This is a genomic window from Nonomuraea sp. SYSU D8015, from assembly GCF_008065375.1.
Lineage (GTDB): Bacteria > Actinomycetota > Actinomycetes > Streptosporangiales > Streptosporangiaceae > Nonomuraea.
On record NZ_VJYI01000003.1, the window covers coordinates 264,140 to 279,142 of the forward strand.

Genomic DNA, 15,003 nt, shown 5'->3' on the forward strand with positions numbered 1-15,003 from the left:
GCCGCGGGCGCACCTGCCCGCCCGCATCCGTGTCACCGTGGAGGACGACGGCGCATGACCGCCCGCGAGCGCATCACCATCGACGTCGGCGCCTACCAGGGTGTCGACCTGGCTCCGGACCTGTGGGGCCTGTTCATCGAGGACCTCAACGACGCGCTCGACGGCGGCCTCAACGCCGAACGCGTCCGCAACGGCGACTTCGAGTTCAGCGCCGCCGACCGGGCCGGCTGGGGCCCGCTGACCGCGTGGAGCGCCGACGACCCCGACCGGGTCGAGGTCCGCACCGACGCCCCCATCCACCCGAACAACGCCCACTACATACGGGTGGCCGGGCCGGCGGCTCTGGCCAACGAGGGCTGGGACGGCGTCGGCGCCACTGCCGGGCAGGAGTTCCTGCTCAGCTTCTTCGCCCGCGCCGAAGACGGATCGGTGGCGACCCTGACGGCCGCCATCGGCACCGGCGGAGGCGACCTCGCCCGGGCGCAGGTCGCCGTGCCGCGGGGCGGCTGGCGGCGCTGCGAGGCGCGGCTCGCAGCGGTCGCGGACGGCCGCGGCGAGCTGCGCATCGAGGTGCCGCCGGGGCTCACCGTCGATCTCGACCACGTCTCACTCCGGCCGGCCGGCCCGGACGGGCGACCGCTGACCTTCCGCCCCGACCTGCTCCAGGCCCTGAAGGACCTGCGGCCCAGCTTCATCCGCTTCCCCGGCGGGTGCGTCGCGCACGGCAACGGCCTGGACAACATGTACCACTGGAAGACCACCATCGGCCCCCGCCACGAGCGCGCCCAGATCCCCAACTTGTGGGGATACCACCAGTCGCGGCAGATCGGCTACCTGGAGTACTTCGAGCTGTGCCAGGCCACCGGCGCCACCCCGCTGCCGGTGGTGGCGGCCGGAGTGTGCTGCCAGAACACTCCCGGCGGGCCGCGGGCGATCGACGACGCCGACATGGACGACTACATCCAGGATGTGCTCGACCTCGTCGAATTCGCCAACGGCCCGGCCACCACCCGCTGGGGGGCGCGGCGGGCAGAGCTGGGGCATCCGGAGCCGTTCGGGCTGCGCTACCTGGGGGTCGGCAACGAGGACGAGATCACCGACGACTTCCGCGACCGCTACGCCCGCATCGAGGACGCCGTCCGCGCCCGCCACCCCGGCATCTGTGTGATCGGCACGGCCGGCCCGCAGCCGTTCGGTCCCGACTTCGAGGCCGGCTGGGCGTTCGCCCGCGCACGCGGCACCGCCATGGTGGACGAGCACGGCTACCGCAACCCCCGCTGGTTCCACCAGAACGTCGACCGCTACGGCGGCTACGCGCCCGGCCCGCAGGTCTACGTGGGCGAGTACGCGGCCCGTTCCAGCACCGTCCGGTCGGCGCTGGCCGAGGCCGCCTACATGATCGGCCTGGAACGCCACCCCGGCGTGGTCCGGCTGGCCTCCTACGCGCCGCTGCTGGCCCGGACCGGGCACACCCAGTGGGTCCCCGACCTGATCTACTTCACCGCCACCGAGGTGCTGACCTCGGCGTCCTACCACGTGCAGCGGATGTTCTCCGGCGAACGCGGCACCCGGCTCCACCCGGTCACGCTCGGCGGCGTCGAGCCGGAGCCGGTGGCGCTGCCCGAGTCCGGTTCGGCGCTGCTGCGCTCCCCCGGCGCGGCCATCGACTACACCGGCATCACCCTCGACGGGCGCCCGCTGCCGGCCGCCGGCACGGGCCCGGAGGGGGAGGCCGTCGAGCTGGGCGGCATCGACCCGGCGGCGGCGACGCTGGAGTTCACCGCCATCCGGCGGGACGGCGGCGAGGGCTTCGTGGTCCGTCTGGGCGAGAAGGCGCCGGGAAGCTTCCTGGACGTGCAGATCGGCGCCTGGCGGAACAAGTCCACCTGTGTCGTGCGCGGCGACGACGGCATCACTGACGAGGACCACGGGCCGCTGCCCTGGCACGGGGTGCGGACCGGCGTACCCGTGCGGGTGACGGTGCGTCTGGAGGGCGCGCGCGTGCGCGTGTGGGTGGACGGCGAGCTCCGGCACGACTTCGAGCAGGACCTGCGGCCCGAGCACCGGGTGGTCGCCGGCGCGGCCTCGCGGACAGGCTCCGGCGGCGCTCCCGAGTACGTCGTGCGCGTGGTCAACGCGCACGACGTCGCCCGGGTGGCGTCCGTGACCCTCCCCGAGGCCCCCGGCCGCCCGGCCACCGCGGTGGTGACGACGCTCGCCGGCGCGGGCCCCGACGACGGTGCGCCCTTCGCCGGATCGCCCGTGACACCGGCCGTCACGACGATCGCCGGCCAGGGCGGCGGGGTCGAGCTCGACCTTCCGCCGTGGTCGTTCGTGACGGCGGTCGTCACCGCCATCTGAAGGTCACCGGCTCTGGACAAGGCGGCCCATACGTGATCTGACGGAGTGGAGAGGCGCCGACGATCACGAACAGGAGCACCTGGACATGAGCGATACGCCCCGACTGCACCGGGCCGGCACCACCACCCTGCTGGAGCGAGCCCGCGAGCTGCGCCCGCTGATCGAGAGCGAGGCGGCCGCGGCCGAGGCGCAGGGCAAACTCACCACCCCCGTCGTGGACGCCCTGCACGAGGCAGGACTTTTCGGCATATGGGTGCCCGCGCCGCTCGGCGGCGCCGAGCTGTCCCCGAGGGAGCTGCTCGACGTTCTCGAAGAGCTCTCCTACGCCGACCCCTCGACGGGCTGGGTGGTGATGGCGAGTTCGCTGGAGAACGGCACGGCCGGCGCCTACCTGGGCGACGAGGCGGTGGAGCGCATCTTCAAAGGCCCGCGCATGCCGATCATCGCCGGTCAGGGCACCCGGCCGGGCGTCGCCGTACGCGAGGACGGGGGCTTCCGCCTCAGCGGGCAATGGAGCTTCGCCTCGGGCATGCTGCACGCCCAGTACGCCCACAGCCTGGGCGCCATCGAGGGCACCGACGAGGTCCGGATCTTCATCACCCCCATCGAGGACGTCAAGATGCTCGGCAACTGGGAGGTGCTGGGCCTGCGCGCGACGGGCAGCATCGACTACGCCATCGACGGCGCTTTCGTGCCGGAGTCGCACACGCACGTCTTCTCGATGGACGAGCCGTTGCGCGGCGGCGCGCTCTACCGGCTCGGCCTGGTCGACCAGGCGCTGATCTGCCACTCCGGCTGGGCGCTCGGCGTCGGCCGCCGCGTGCTCGACGAGCTGATCCGCCACGTCGGTGCACGGGCCGGGCGGCCCGGCCAGATCGCCGACAGCCACGCCTTCCACGCCGACTTCGCCCGCGCCGAGGCCAAGCTCCGCGCCGCCACGGCCCTGGTGCACGAGACCTGGGACGACGTGGAGCGCACCCTGGACGCGGGCCGCAAGCTCGACGTGCGCCAGGAGACGATGGCGCGGCTGGCGCTCAACCACATCACGTGGACGGTCGCCGAGGTGGCCGGGTTCGTCCACGCCTCCGGGGGCACCTCGGCGCTGCGCGACGGGCTGATGCAGCGGCTGTTCAGGGACGTCCACACGGGCACGGCGCACATCACCTCGGGCCCGCAGGCGCTGCGGGAGTGCGGCCGCGAGCTGGCCGGCCTGGCCCAAGGGGAGTCCTGGGTGCTCGTCGGCCTCGAACCGTAGACATCTCCATCAGCCGCGCCGTGCGGCCGCCCGGCGCCGGCCGGCGATCAGCGCGAGCCCGGTGGTCAGGGCGAGCGTGAGCACGACGACCGCGCCCCCGACGGGCCAGCTCCAGCCGGAGCCCGTTTCACGTGCCGCGGCGCCCGGCCGGGTCGTGGCGGAGCCGGTGCCGGCAGGGAGCTCACGGACGCTCCTGGGCGCGCCGAGCGCCTCGACCAGCTCGGCGTCGACCGGGCCCGCCAGGCTCTCGTGGCCGGCGGTCCGCTCGTCACCGGGCTCGAGCGGCCCCGAGCCCGGATCGACCGGCACGTTCCCGGCGCACAAGGAGGAGGCCAGACTCACTCCCGGCACCTTCTCGACCAGGCCCGAAAGGTCGGAGTCCGCGAACACGAGATAGCGCGCGCCCTTCTCGAACGCGTACTCGCACGAGGCGCTGTCGGGATTGGTGGCGACCGTGAACTCGGCGGCGGCCGCGCCCTTGTAGACGGTGTCCGCCCGGAAGGTGTAGACGATCGGCCGGCTCGCGCCGAAGGCGTCGGCGGCACGTGCACGGACCTCGGCGACGGTGCCCGTGAACACCGCATCCGCGTACCCCATCGCCTTCGCGGGCGTCAGATCCGAGCAACTGCAGGCGTGGGCCGCGGTGGAGGTGCTCACCAGGACGGAGGCGACGAGCGCGAGGAGAGCGAGCAACCGGAGTGTCATTCCCCTACGACGAGCGGCAGGCGGGGAGCGGTTCACCAGCCGAGTTCGTCGCATCCCCGGTGGTCGGCCGGCTCGACCTGGAGGGTCGCGTGGGCGACGCCGTGGCGATGCCGGAGCACGTCGCGGGCCTGGTCCAGGACGGCGTGGTTGTCGCTCTGCTCGCCGGTCACGAGGTGGGCGGTCGCCACGTTCATGCCGGAGGTCAGGGTCCACAGGTGCAGGTCGTGAACGTCGCGCACGCCGTCGATGGCGGCCAGGTCGGTCGCCACGGCGGCGGCGTCGACGCCTTCGGGGACGTGCTGGCCCAGGACGGCGAAGACCTGGCGGCCGAGCGAGATCGCGCGCACGGCCACGAACGCGCCGATGCCCAGGGCGATGAGCGTGTCCCAGTACGTCTGTCCGGTGACGGCCACCAGCCAGCCGGCCACGATGACGCCCACCGACCCCGCGGTGTCGGCCACGACCTCGAGATAGGCGCCCTTGACGTTGAGGCTCTCGCCGGCGCCGGAGCGCAGCAGGAGCAGCGCGACCAGATTGACGGCCAGTCCGACGGCGCCCACGATCAGCATCGGCCCGGAGGAGACCTCGGCGGCGCCGCCGAGGCGGCCGATCGCCTCGGCCACCACGTACAGCGCGACGGCGAGCATGAGCACCACGGCCAGCAGGGAGGCGAACACCTCGGCCCGGTAGGAGCCGTAACTGCGGCGGCCGGTGGTGTCGGGGCGGATGGCGATGCGCGTGGCGACCAGCGCCGCGCCGAGGGTGACCACGTCGGCGGCCATGTGCCCGGCGTCCGACAACAGCGACAGCGAGCCGGACAGCAGGCCGAACACCAGCTCGACCACGAAGAAGGCGCCGATCAGGGCGAAGGAGACCGCCAGGCGCCAGCGGTGACGGCTGCCCGCGTGCCCGTGACCGTGCCCGTGACCATGCCCGTGACCGGCGCCCATCAGGTGGTCCCGTCGCGTTCGGGGTGCAGGGCCTCGGTGTGCTCGGTGTGGGCCAGCGCCAGGTCGAGCAGCATCCGCACGTGCGGGTCCTCCAGCCGGTAGTACGCCATGCGACCGGAGCGGCGGGCGGCGACGATGCGGTGCGCGCGCAGCAGGCGCAGGGCGTGGGAGACGGCCGACTCGCTCTGGCCGGTCACCGCCGCCAGGTCGCACACGCACAGCTCGCCGTCCAGCAGGGCGACCAGCAGCCGCAGCCGGTTGGGGTCGGACAGCAGGCCGAAGACGTCGGCCGTGTCGGTCAGATCCTCGGCGGACGGCATCCGCTCGCGTACGGCGGTGACCCGGTCGGCGTCGACCACCCGGACGGTGCAACCGTCCAACGCCAACACACCGACATCTGAAGAGGTGTTCATATGAGCAAGATAGCGAAATGTCCGGAAGCCGTTCAAGGACCGCGTGCGAACCGGGGCAGCCACGCAAAACAACACAGCCTGTCTCGAATCGGCGATCGAGACAGGCTGTGTCCTTGTGCGTCAGGCCTTGTATTCGGGGTACCCGTAGCCCACGACCTGGGACTTGGGCCGGATCCGCTGCTCCACCTTGCCGTTGCCGGTGTTGCCCTCGACCGTGGTGAGGGTGCCGTCCTGGTTGTCCTTCTTGACCAGGCCCACGTGGTCGATGCTGTCGAAGCTCCCGCCGTCCCACGAGAAGAAGACGACGGCGCCGGGCTTGGCCTGGGTGCCCCAGTGCCCGTTGGCGTCGAACCACTTGGCCCACGTGATGGTGTAGGCGTCCCAGCCCACGGTCGGCCTGGCGCCGGCCTTCTCGCCGACCCAGGAGACGAACATGGCGCACCACGGCGCGTTCGCGTAGGCCTGGATGGAACCGCCGTCGCGGGCCGCGGTCTCCTTGGCGCGCTGCGAGGACATGTACCACTGGTGGAACGGCGTACCGCCGCCGGCCGCGTTCTCGGTCACGCCCACCTGGGACTCGGCGATCTTGATCATCGTGTCGGCGGTGACCTGGCGGGGGCGCTGCGGGACGGCCTGCGCAGCCGACACGCGGTCGTTCTGGGGGTCCGCGGCGGCGGCGGGGGTTGCGGCCCCGGCGAGGACGGCGCCGGCGGCGACGGTCATTCCGACCGCGAGCCGGGCGATGTCGACCTGCTTGAGAGCACGCGAAATAAAGGTCTTGGTCATGCTGGGTTTTACTCCTTGCTTCCATGCCGCCTACCGGGTTAGCTGACGGATTCGGGCGTGGAAGTGCCCTACGGAACGGCATGCGTGAGCGTTCCGATTCACCCCTGCGAAATTGGGTCCCCGGCTCCGCGATATCGCGGACTCGGCGGCCGCGTCACCCAGGAACAAGGACGTTCGTACTGGTAGACGCGGTCTCGGTAAACGTAAAGGCGCTGCCCGGCCGACTTCGGCACATGGGCGCGCCTTGGGATGTCATTAACGTAAGCGACGCGTATAGGAAAGGGCAAGTCAGGTCCGCGGTCATTCAACGGAAACCCCTGCGGCACAGGGGTTCCGTGCACGAATTCTTTACCTACTTCCCCTCGAACGGACCTGTCGTGTACCTCCGGGGCGGCGGGCGGCGGCCATGAAGAGCGGGAGCGCCAGGAACATCCGTCCCGCCCGGACTCGCTCCTCCTGCTCGCTCACCCACGCCGCCTCCTGCTCGGCGGTGATGGCTCCGGCCTCGCGGGCGCGCTCCGCGAGGCCGGTGAGCAGCGGCGACATCGTCGCGTCGGTGAAGACGGCCAGGTGCCCCTTCACCACGACGTCCTCGAACCCGGTGTCGAGCAGCAGGTTGCGATAGCGGCGGGCCGCCCGCGGATTGGAGATCATGTCGGCGCGGGCGTGCACGATGGTCCGGGTGAGCTCCGGGTCGTCGGAATCGATGACGAAGGCGTCCCAGTCCTGCCCGACGAGCACGATCCGCCCGCCGGGAGCGAGCACCCGCTTGGCCTCCTCCAGCGCCTTCGCCGCGTCGGCGAGCTCATGGAAGAGCTTCTCGGCCCGGTAACCGGCGACCTCCCCGTCGTCGAGCGGCAGGTCGTAGGCGTCGCCGATCCGGAAGTCGCACCGCGGCCGGCGTCGGCGGGCGATGGCGATCATCTCCTCGCTGACGTCCACCCCGATCGCCTTCTTCCCGCGCTCCCCAAGCTCGGCGACCGCGCGGCCGGCGCCGCAGCCGACGTCCACCACCGCCGCGCCGTCCGGGAGGGCGAGCAGGTCGTACGACCACGCGCGCGACGCGACCGCCTCCGGCAACGCGTCGACGACGTCGAGCATGCGGACGAGAGCTTCCACGTGTTCCTTCGTTCTGGACATGGGAGTCAGCATGCGACTTAATGTCGACATGAAGTCAACCGCGACCATGAGCATCGGTGATGTCGCGCAGCGGTTCGGGCTGGCCACGCACGTGCTGCGGCACTGGGAGGCGATGGGCCTGCTCAGCCCGGCCCGCATCGGCGGGGAGCGCCGCCGCTACGGGCCGGACGATCTCTACCGGGTGGCCGTTATCCTGCGCGGCAAGGAAGCGGGATTCAGCCTGGACGAGATCCGCGAGATGATGGCCACTTCGGACGCGGCGGATCGACGCGCGCTCCTGCTGCGCCGCCGGGCCGAGCTCGCCCGGCGCATCGCCGAGGCGCAGGCCTCCCTCGACCTCATCGACTGCGCGCTGAACTGCGATCACGAGGACTTCACCAGTTGCCCGCACTTCCAGTCCATGGTGGCCGAGCGGCTCCTCGTGTCCTCCCCCGCGTGAGCGAGCAGCGCGGCGACGCTTGAGCGGGTAGGACAGAGTCGTGAGCTCCAGAGCAGCCCGCCCCGAACGCCTGCGCCGCTACTGGGACAAGCACGCGGGCTCCTACGACCGGCAGATGGGCTTCTTCGAGCGGCGCCTGTTCGGCGACACCCGCGCCTGGATCTGCTCCCAGGCCACCGGCGACGTGCTCGAGGTGGCCATCGGCACCGGGCTCAACCTGCCCTGGTATCCGGCGGGGATCCGGCTGACCGGGATCGAGTGGAGCCCGGCCATGCTCGACCAGGCCCGGCGGCGGGCGTCCGGGCTGGGGCTGGGGGCCGACCTGCGCGAAGGCGACGCCCAGGCGCTCGGCTTCGCCGACGCCTCCTTCGACACGGTCGTCTGCACCTTCTCGCTGTGCTCGATCCCGGACCACCGCCGGGCCGTCGCCGAGATGGTACGCGTGCTGCGGCCCGGCGGGCTGCTCCTGCTCGCCGACCATGTCCCCGCCACGTCCTGGCCGGTCCGTGCCCTGCAGCGGCTCCTCGAACTCGTGACCGTCCCCGTGGGCGGGGAGCACTTCCTGCGCCGGCCCATCACGCTGGTCCGCGAGCACGGCCTCGACCTCGAACGCCATGACCGATTCAAGATCGGCATCGTGGAACGGCTCGCCGCCCGCAAACCCGCCCGCCCGGAAGGTTGATCACCGGCGCGTTGTCCCGGGAGGGAGGCGGTGGACGGCGAGATCGAGGGAGGGCATCCCCGGCACGGCGTGCACGGTCCCCTGCCGCACCCCGCCGCGGCACGCGTGAGCCAACCGCAGGCAAGGCGCCGACGGCAGTGCGGCCCGGCGGTCAGATCAGGCCGGTAGGATGCGCCGCTCAAGGCGGCGTCGGGCAGTCGGGCAGGCCGGTCGGGCGGCATGGGGGCCGGTCGGGCCGTGCGCCCCTCCCGATGACATGCGGCTAGGACTCGGGAACCGGCATCCGGGTCATACGCCTGGTCATCGCGGTTCCCGTACGACGATGTCTGATAGTACGGCGGACAGGGCAGCGGAACCTTCGAGTACCCGGAAAGCGGTCGCGGAAGTGAGTGAGGCAGTGTTGAGCGACAACGGCATCGCCGTGCATGTCATCGAGACCTCGTCGCTGGGGGACCGCGGTTACCTGGCCACCGACGGGCGGGTGGCCGTCGTGGTGGATCCACAGCGTGACGTCGACCGGATCCTGGCCCTGGCCGGCCGGCTGGGGGCCCGAGGGGGCGCAGGGGTCCGGATCACGCACGTCGTGGAGACGCACCTGCACAACGACTACGTGTCCGGCGGGCTGGAGCTGACCAGGCTCACCGGAGCCCGCTACGGGATCGCCGCCGCCGACGAGGTGGCGTTCGACCACACGCCGCTCGCCGACGGCGACGTGGTCGAGGTCTCCCCCGGCCTCCGGCTGCGGGCGCTGGCCACTCCCGGGCACACGTTCCACCACCTCTCCTACGTCCTGGAGGGCCACGCCGGGCCCGAAGGCGTCTTCACCGGCGGGTCGCTGCTGATCGGCACGACCGGCCGCACCGACCTGCTCGGCGATCGGCACACGCAAGCACTCGCCAGGGCGCAGCACGCCTCCGCCCGCAAACTCGCCGACCTGCTGCCCGGCGGCGCGGCGATCTGGCCCACGCACGGTTTCGGCAGCTTCTGCTCGGCGACCCAAGCCTCGGGGGAGGCCTCCACCATCGACAGGGAACGCCGGATCAATCCGGCGCTGCGCCTGGCCGAGGACGAGTTCGTCACCGAGACCCTGGCCGGGCTGGACGCCTACCCCGCCTACTACGCCCACATCGGCGCCATCAACGCGACCGGCCCGGACCCCGTCGATCTGCGGCCTCCCGCGCAGGCCGGCGCGCGAGCCCTGCGGAAACGTCTCGAGGCCGGCGAGTGGGTGGTCGACCTGCGGCACCGCACCGCGTACGCGGCCTCCCACCTGGCCGGGACGGTCGGCCTCGGCCTGGACGGGTCGATGGCCACGTGGCTGGGCTGGCTCATCGACTGGGGCGCCCCCGTCACGGTGATCGGCGAGACGCCCGAGCAGATCGCCGCCGCCCAGCGTGAGCTGGTACGCATCGGCATCGACCGGATCGCCGCGGCCGCGGCGGGCCCTCAGGAGGACCTCGCCGCCGATCCGTCGCAGCTTCGCAGCCTGCCCACCGCGACCTTCGCGGACCTCTCCAGCCCGCCTGCCGGCCTGCCGGCGCCCGAGGTGATCCTCGACGTACGCCTGGGCGGCGAGTGGACGGCCGGCCACATCGACGGGGCGACGCACCTGCCGCTCCCCGACCTCGAACGACGCATGGAGCAGATCCCGCCGGGCGCGATCTGGGTGCACTGCGGCAGCGGCTACCGCGCCACCGCCGCGGCCTCGCTGCTCGCGCGGGCCGGACGCACCGTCGTGGTGATCGACGACGAGTTCGGCGAGGCGGCCTCCGCCGGACTCCCCATCGTCCGCTGAACGCGCGGGAGCCGGCGTGCGTACCTCTCCATGGGTGCTGCGGCACGTCCGCTATGTCGGATAGTACGTTCGCATTCCTCGGGGCGAATGCGGCGAACAGGAAACGCAGTCCTGTCGCCGCTGTACGATTGCGCCCCAGGTGTGGAGATTTACGAGGAGGCATCGTAGTGGCCGTCCCGGCAAGGCTCGGACAAACAGCACTGGCCGCGGCACTGACCTTAGCCGTGGCGATCTCCCACCCCGCCGGCGCCGCCCACGCCGACCCCTCGCCGGCCCAGGCCCGCGCCAAACTGGTCAAGCTCAACGAGGAGGCCGACCAGCTGGTCGAGCGCTACAACCAGGCCACGGAGACCTACAAGGCGGCCAAGAAGAAATACGACACCCTCAACGCCGAGGTCGCCCGCAAGGACGCCGAAGCCGCCACCCTCCGCCGGGATCTCGTCACGGCCGCGGTCGGCGACTACCAGACCGGCCCGCTCACCGGCTGGCAACGATTCGGCTTCCAGGGCACCCCCGACACGGCTTTGAGCACCATGGCCTCCCTGGACCAGATCGCTCAGGCCAGGGCCGCCAAGGTGCGGGCCTTCGAGGCGGCGACCAAGGACCTGCGCGATCGGCGCGCCGACGCCGAGCGTGTCCTGGGGCAGGCCGACGCGGCGCGAGACAAGGTGAAGGACGAGAAGGCGAAAGTCGCCAAGATGGTGGAGGAGCAGACCAAGATCCTGCGAAGGCTGGGCGAATTCAAGACCGGCAACCCCACGAGCACCGGCCTCAAATACACCGGCCCGGCCTCCGGCAACGCGCGCGCGGCCCTGAAGTTCGCCTTCGCCCAGATCGGCAAGCCGTACCGGTTCGGCGGCACCGGCCCGGGCTCCTTCGACTGCTCCGGCCTGACCCAGGCGGCCTGGCGCGCCGCGGGAGTGCAGCTGCCCCGCACCACCTGGACCCAGTGGAGCTGGGGCGCCGACCGCCGTGTGCCCCTGAACGCGCTGCGGCCCGGCGACCTGATCTTCAGCAAGGGTCTCGGCCACATGGGGATGTACATCGGCAACGGGAAGATGGTCCACGCCCCGCAGACCGGAGACGTCATCAAGATCAGCGATCTGGACGGCTACTGGCGCAACCGCCTGCTCGGCGCCATCCGCCCCTGACATTCCGTACAGAGGGTGCACATCGGGACACGAACGGCATTTACGGCAGTTTTAAGTGGCGCAGGGCACTGTTGTTCCGTCGCACACCTATCGGGGAGGACCACAACATGACCCCTGGGCCGGATGGATTCAGCACCGCCGAAACGCTGGAGAACGAACCTCCCAGGCGCCGCATCCCGCGTTCCATGCTGCTCGTCGCCACCACCGCGCTCGTCGTGGTCACCGGTGCCGGCGTCGCCGCCGCCTCGGCGCTCTCGCCGACGCCGTCCCCCACCCCCACGGCCACCGGCAGCGCGACACCGTCCGCGAGCCCGTCCGGTACGCCGTCCGACAAGACCCCCGGATACGGCCGCGGCTGGGGCCACCGCATGGGCTTCGGCGGCCCCGCCCTCCACGGCGAGTTCGTCGTCCCCGACGGCGAGGGCGCCTACGTGACCGTCGCCACCCAGTACGGTGACGTCACGGCCGTCGACCAGGACTCGATCACGGTCAAGAGCGAGGACGGCTACACCAAGGAGTACGTGGTCAACGGCGACACCCGGATCAACCGCGGCGGCGACGGCATCGACGCGGTGAAGACCGGGCAGAAGGTCAGGGTCATGGCGAAGGTCGAGGGCGGCACGGCGACCGCCGTCGCGATCCACGACACGGCCATGCGGGGTGAGCGGGGCTGGCGCGGCAAGGGCGAGCGCTGGAACCGCGACCACCAGCCCGGCCAGCCGCCGACCTCCGCCCCCACGCAGCCCTCCACGCCCACGCCGTCGTCCCCACCGACGACCTCCTGATCGCCTGCCGGCGGTCTCCCCATTGACCGCCGGCGATCGGCTCCGCGGCCCATGCCACCTGTCGCAGGCGGCATGGGCCGATTGTCTTCGCGAGGCGAGGGCCGCCCGAACGCCTGCTGCGACGGCCGGTCGCGGAGCTCAGCGGTGCTGTCCAGCGCCGCGCATGCCGCGCGAATGCCCTGGGCAAGGCGGTGCGTGAGTCGCCGTCCCATGGGCCGTCACACGACTTCGGGCACGTGGGGCGGGTCTCTAGGAAGGGGCGGGCCGGGCGGCGGCCATGACGCCGTGCACGGCTTGCGAGATGCGGTCTGCGGCCTGGCCGGGGTCGGGCCGGCCGGCGTCGAGCCAGGCGATGACGGCCTCGATGGTGAGCGTGGGAATCAGGTTCGCCGCCCAGTCCAGCCACGGACCGGCCGCGATCCGTGTGGCCAGGTTGCGGTGGGCGATCTCGCGGGACGCGGTGGTGATGGAGTCGATCAGGTCGCGGAACTCCGGCTCGCGGGCGGCGTAGCGGAACAGCAGCTTGAACCCGTCGGGGTCGGCGGCGGCCGCGCGCAGGAGCGCCGGGATGGAGTCCTCGTCGAAGTCGTCGGTGCCGGTGGCCTCCGCCAGCCGCGTGCAGGCGCGATCCAGCACCGCCCGGTAGAGGTCGGCTTTGGACTCGAAGTGCCGATAGAGCATGGCCCGGGTCAGGCCGGCTTCGGCGGCGACCTCGTCCAGGCCGGTGGCGGTGTAGCCGGCGCGGGCGAAGGCGCGGGTGGCCGCGTCCAGGATCTGCTCACGCCGCTCGGCGCGACGCAGCCGGCGCACCGGCCCCTGCTCTCCCGGGGCGGCCTCCGGTCGGCGGGCGCTCGCAGGGCCACGATCGGGGCCGGGGTTACTCATTCGCGCTCCTCCACTTGTAGAACTCGAAGTATACAAGTAGCGTTCTATACAAGCGAGTATACAAATTTTCGTCTACATCTGGAGGAGCCGTGTCCGATCTCGTTCAGCTGCCGTTCGAGCAGGCCGGTCCGATGCGGCCCGCGCCGCTGCTGCGCGCCCTGCAGGCCCGAGGCCCCATCCACGCCATCCGCACCGCCGTCGGCGACCCGGCCTGGCTGGTGACCGGCTATGAGCAGGTGCGCCGCCTGCTGGACGACGCCCGGCTCGGCCGCGCCCACCGCGAGCCCGAGCGCGCCTCCCGTACCGGCGAGTCCGCGCTGTTCGGCGGCCCGCTCGGCGACTTCGACACCGAGCAGGCCGACCACCGCAGGATGCGCTCGCTGCTGCAACCGCACTTCTCTCCCAAGCGGATGCGCGCGCTCCGCGGCCGCGTCGAGGCGCTCACCGCGGACCTGCTGGACGGGCTCGCCGCCGCCGGGCCGCCCGCCGACCTGCACGCCGAGCTTGCGCTGCCGCTGCCCATCGCGGTCATCTGCGAGTTGCTGGGCGTCCCGTACGAGGATCGCGCGCAGTTCCGGGCCTGGACGCAGGCCGCCGCGGACATCACCGACCGGGCCCGCTCCGAGCAGGGCCTGGCCGAGCTGTTCACCTACGGGCAGCAGTTGGTGGCCCGCAAACGGGCCCGGCCGGACGACGGCGTGATCTCCCGGCTGGCCGCCACCGACGGCGTCAGCGACGACGACGCGGCCGCGATGGGCATGACCCTGCTGTTCGCCGGGCACGAGACGACGGTCACCGCCATCGGCATGGGCGCGCTGTGGCTGCTCAACACCCCAGGGCAGTGGCAGGCACTGGTGGACGACCCGTCGCGGATCGACGGGGCGGTGGAGGAGATCCTGCGCGCGCCGAGTCTGGGCGGCGGCGGCATCCCCCGCTACGCCCGGACCGACCTGGAGATCGCCGGCGTTCACGTGCGGGCCGGCGACCTGGTGCTGCTCGACACAGGCGCCGCCAACCACGACGCGGCCGTGTTCGCCGACCCCGACCGGTTCGACCTCGGCCGCCCGGCCGTGGCGCACCTGACCTTCGGGCACGGCGCGCGCTACTGCATCGGCGCGCCGCTGGCCCGCATCGAGCTGAAGGCGGTCTTCTCCCAGCTCGCCGCCCGCTTCCCCACCCTGAAGCCGGGCTGCGCGGTGGAGGAGCTGACCTTCAACCCCAACGTGCTGACCGGCGGGCTGACCGCGCTGCCGGTCACCTGGTGATCACCGTGCCCCCTTGGCCTGGGGGGTGGTCAGCGCGTCGAGCAGGCCGGGGAACGCCTTGTCCATGTCGGCGCGGCGCAGGGCGTTCATCCGCGAGGTCCCGACGTAGTACTGCCTGATCAGGCCGGCCTCGCGCAGCACCTTGAAGTGGTGGGTGGCGGTCGACTTGCTGACCGGGATGTCGAACGTGCCGCAGGCGAGGTCCTCGGCGGCGTCGTCGAGCTGCGTGACGATGCTCCGGCGCACCGGATCGACGAGGGCCTCCAGCACCTGCTGGAGGTCGAACTGCGACACCTCGGGGTGCGGCGGCGTACGTCCCATGCGCCTCATAGTACGACCCTCATCAAAGTTTGACAGCCATCGTACTTCTGCGTCACAGTGGCCGTGTTCG

General features: G+C 72.0%; 15 protein-coding genes and 1 riboswitch. Of the genes, 8 read left to right on the forward strand and 7 right to left on the reverse strand.

Annotation, left to right across the window (positions count from 1 at the left end; genetic code table 11):
* Positions 1-54: 54 nt before the first annotated feature.
* Both ID574_RS16705 and ID574_RS16710 read left to right on the forward strand, forming a co-directional pair.
* Positions 55-2,361, forward strand: a complete 2,307-nt coding sequence (locus ID574_RS16705; protein ID WP_188189814.1) for an alpha-L-arabinofuranosidase C-terminal domain-containing protein — start codon at positions 55-57, stop codon at positions 2,359-2,361.
* An 85-nt stretch (positions 2,362-2,446) separates the two neighbouring features.
* The gene (locus ID574_RS16710; protein ID WP_188189815.1) at positions 2,447-3,616 is read left to right on the forward strand and encodes an acyl-CoA dehydrogenase family protein; all 1,170 of its coding nucleotides are present in this window, start codon (positions 2,447-2,449) and stop codon (positions 3,614-3,616) included.
* 9 nt (positions 3,617-3,625) lie between these two features.
* Here ID574_RS16710 and ID574_RS16715 read toward each other — a convergent pair whose 3' ends face one another.
* The 5 genes from ID574_RS16715 to ID574_RS16735 all read right to left on the reverse strand — a co-directional run bounded on the left by ID574_RS16715 (position 3,626) and on the right by ID574_RS16735 (position 7,610).
* Complete coding sequence (locus ID574_RS16715) at positions 3,626-4,321, reverse strand: hypothetical protein (protein ID WP_188189816.1); 696 nt, start codon at positions 4,319-4,321, stop codon at positions 3,626-3,628.
* Between the two features lie 32 nt (positions 4,322-4,353).
* Entirely contained in the window at positions 4,354-5,271 is a 918-nt protein-coding gene (locus ID574_RS16720; protein WP_188189817.1) for a cation diffusion facilitator family transporter, read from the reverse strand.
* Positions 5,271-5,684 (reverse strand): ArsR/SmtB family transcription factor, encoded by a 414-nt coding sequence (locus ID574_RS16725; RefSeq protein ID WP_188189818.1) that lies wholly within the window; start codon positions 5,682-5,684, stop codon positions 5,271-5,273. The genes ID574_RS16720 and ID574_RS16725 overlap by 1 nt, the downstream gene beginning before the upstream one ends.
* Positions 5,685-5,804: 120 nt before the next feature.
* On the reverse strand, positions 5,805-6,470 hold the full coding sequence (locus ID574_RS16730) for a CHAP domain-containing protein (protein ID WP_188189819.1): 666 nt from the start codon (positions 6,468-6,470) through the stop codon (positions 5,805-5,807).
* A 12-nt stretch (positions 6,471-6,482) separates the two neighbouring features.
* Positions 6,483-6,628, reverse strand: a riboswitch (cyclic di-AMP (ydaO/yuaA leader).
* A gap of 190 nt (positions 6,629-6,818) precedes the next feature.
* Entirely contained in the window at positions 6,819-7,610 is a 792-nt protein-coding gene (locus ID574_RS16735) for a methyltransferase domain-containing protein (RefSeq protein WP_188189820.1), read from the reverse strand.
* A 28-nt stretch (positions 7,611-7,638) separates the two neighbouring features.
* Between ID574_RS16735 and ID574_RS16740 the strand changes: the two genes are divergently transcribed.
* The 5 genes from ID574_RS16740 (at position 7,639) to ID574_RS16760 (ending at position 12,462) form a co-directional block, all read left to right on the forward strand.
* Positions 7,639-8,049: a MerR family transcriptional regulator gene (locus tag ID574_RS16740; protein WP_188189821.1), complete on the forward strand. Its 411-nt coding sequence runs from the start codon at positions 7,639-7,641 to the stop codon at positions 8,047-8,049.
* Between the two features lie 40 nt (positions 8,050-8,089).
* Positions 8,090-8,731 carry a class I SAM-dependent methyltransferase gene (locus tag ID574_RS16745; RefSeq protein ID WP_223166766.1) on the forward strand — a complete coding sequence of 214 codons (642 nt, stop codon included), beginning with the start codon at positions 8,090-8,092 and terminating at the stop codon, positions 8,729-8,731.
* Between the two features lie 385 nt (positions 8,732-9,116).
* Positions 9,117-10,526, forward strand: a complete 1,410-nt coding sequence (locus ID574_RS16750) for an MBL fold metallo-hydrolase (protein WP_223166767.1) — start codon at positions 9,117-9,119, stop codon at positions 10,524-10,526.
* 167 nt (positions 10,527-10,693) lie between these two features.
* Positions 10,694-11,677: a C40 family peptidase gene (locus ID574_RS16755; RefSeq protein WP_223166768.1), complete on the forward strand. Its 984-nt coding sequence runs from the start codon at positions 10,694-10,696 to the stop codon at positions 11,675-11,677.
* A 107-nt stretch (positions 11,678-11,784) separates the two neighbouring features.
* On the forward strand, positions 11,785-12,462 hold the full coding sequence (locus tag ID574_RS16760) for a hypothetical protein (RefSeq protein ID WP_188189824.1): 678 nt from the start codon (positions 11,785-11,787) through the stop codon (positions 12,460-12,462).
* Between the two features lie 249 nt (positions 12,463-12,711).
* Here ID574_RS16760 and ID574_RS16765 read toward each other — a convergent pair whose 3' ends face one another.
* On the reverse strand, positions 12,712-13,347 hold the full coding sequence (locus tag ID574_RS16765; protein ID WP_188189825.1) for a TetR/AcrR family transcriptional regulator: 636 nt from the start codon (positions 13,345-13,347) through the stop codon (positions 12,712-12,714).
* Between the two features lie 89 nt (positions 13,348-13,436).
* Between ID574_RS16765 and ID574_RS16770 the strand changes: the two genes are divergently transcribed.
* Complete coding sequence (locus ID574_RS16770) at positions 13,437-14,612, forward strand: cytochrome P450 (RefSeq protein WP_223166769.1); 1,176 nt, start codon at positions 13,437-13,439, stop codon at positions 14,610-14,612.
* Here ID574_RS16770 and ID574_RS16775 read toward each other — a convergent pair whose 3' ends face one another.
* Complete coding sequence (locus tag ID574_RS16775; protein ID WP_188189826.1) at positions 14,613-14,933, reverse strand: ArsR/SmtB family transcription factor; 321 nt, start codon at positions 14,931-14,933, stop codon at positions 14,613-14,615.
* Between the last annotated feature and the right edge of the window lie 70 nt (positions 14,934-15,003).

Excerpts from the sequence above, each read along its gene's own strand:
- ID574_RS16705 (WP_188189814.1), top strand. The coding sequence starts at position 55 with ATGACCGCCCGCGAGCGCATCACCATCGACGTCGGCGCCTACCAGGGT.
- ID574_RS16710 (WP_188189815.1), top strand. The coding sequence starts at position 2,447 with ATGAGCGATACGCCCCGACTGCACCGGGCCGGCACCACCACCCTGCTG.
- ID574_RS16715 (WP_188189816.1), bottom strand. The coding sequence starts at position 4,321 with ATGACACTCCGGTTGCTCGCTCTCCTCGCGCTCGTCGCCTCCGTCCTG.
- ID574_RS16720 (WP_188189817.1), bottom strand. The coding sequence starts at position 5,271 with ATGGGCGCCGGTCACGGGCATGGTCACGGGCACGGTCACGGGCACGCG.
- ID574_RS16725 (WP_188189818.1), bottom strand. The coding sequence starts at position 5,684 with ATGAACACCTCTTCAGATGTCGGTGTGTTGGCGTTGGACGGTTGCACC.
- ID574_RS16730 (WP_188189819.1), bottom strand. The coding sequence starts at position 6,470 with ATGACCAAGACCTTTATTTCGCGTGCTCTCAAGCAGGTCGACATCGCC.
- ID574_RS16735 (WP_188189820.1), bottom strand. The coding sequence starts at position 7,610 with ATGTCCAGAACGAAGGAACACGTGGAAGCTCTCGTCCGCATGCTCGAC.
- ID574_RS16740 (WP_188189821.1), top strand. The coding sequence starts at position 7,639 with ATGAAGTCAACCGCGACCATGAGCATCGGTGATGTCGCGCAGCGGTTC.
- ID574_RS16760 (WP_188189824.1), top strand. The coding sequence starts at position 11,785 with ATGACCCCTGGGCCGGATGGATTCAGCACCGCCGAAACGCTGGAGAAC.
- ID574_RS16765 (WP_188189825.1), bottom strand. The coding sequence starts at position 13,347 with ATGAGTAACCCCGGCCCCGATCGTGGCCCTGCGAGCGCCCGCCGACCG.
- ID574_RS16775 (WP_188189826.1), bottom strand. The coding sequence starts at position 14,933 with ATGGGACGTACGCCGCCGCACCCCGAGGTGTCGCAGTTCGACCTCCAG.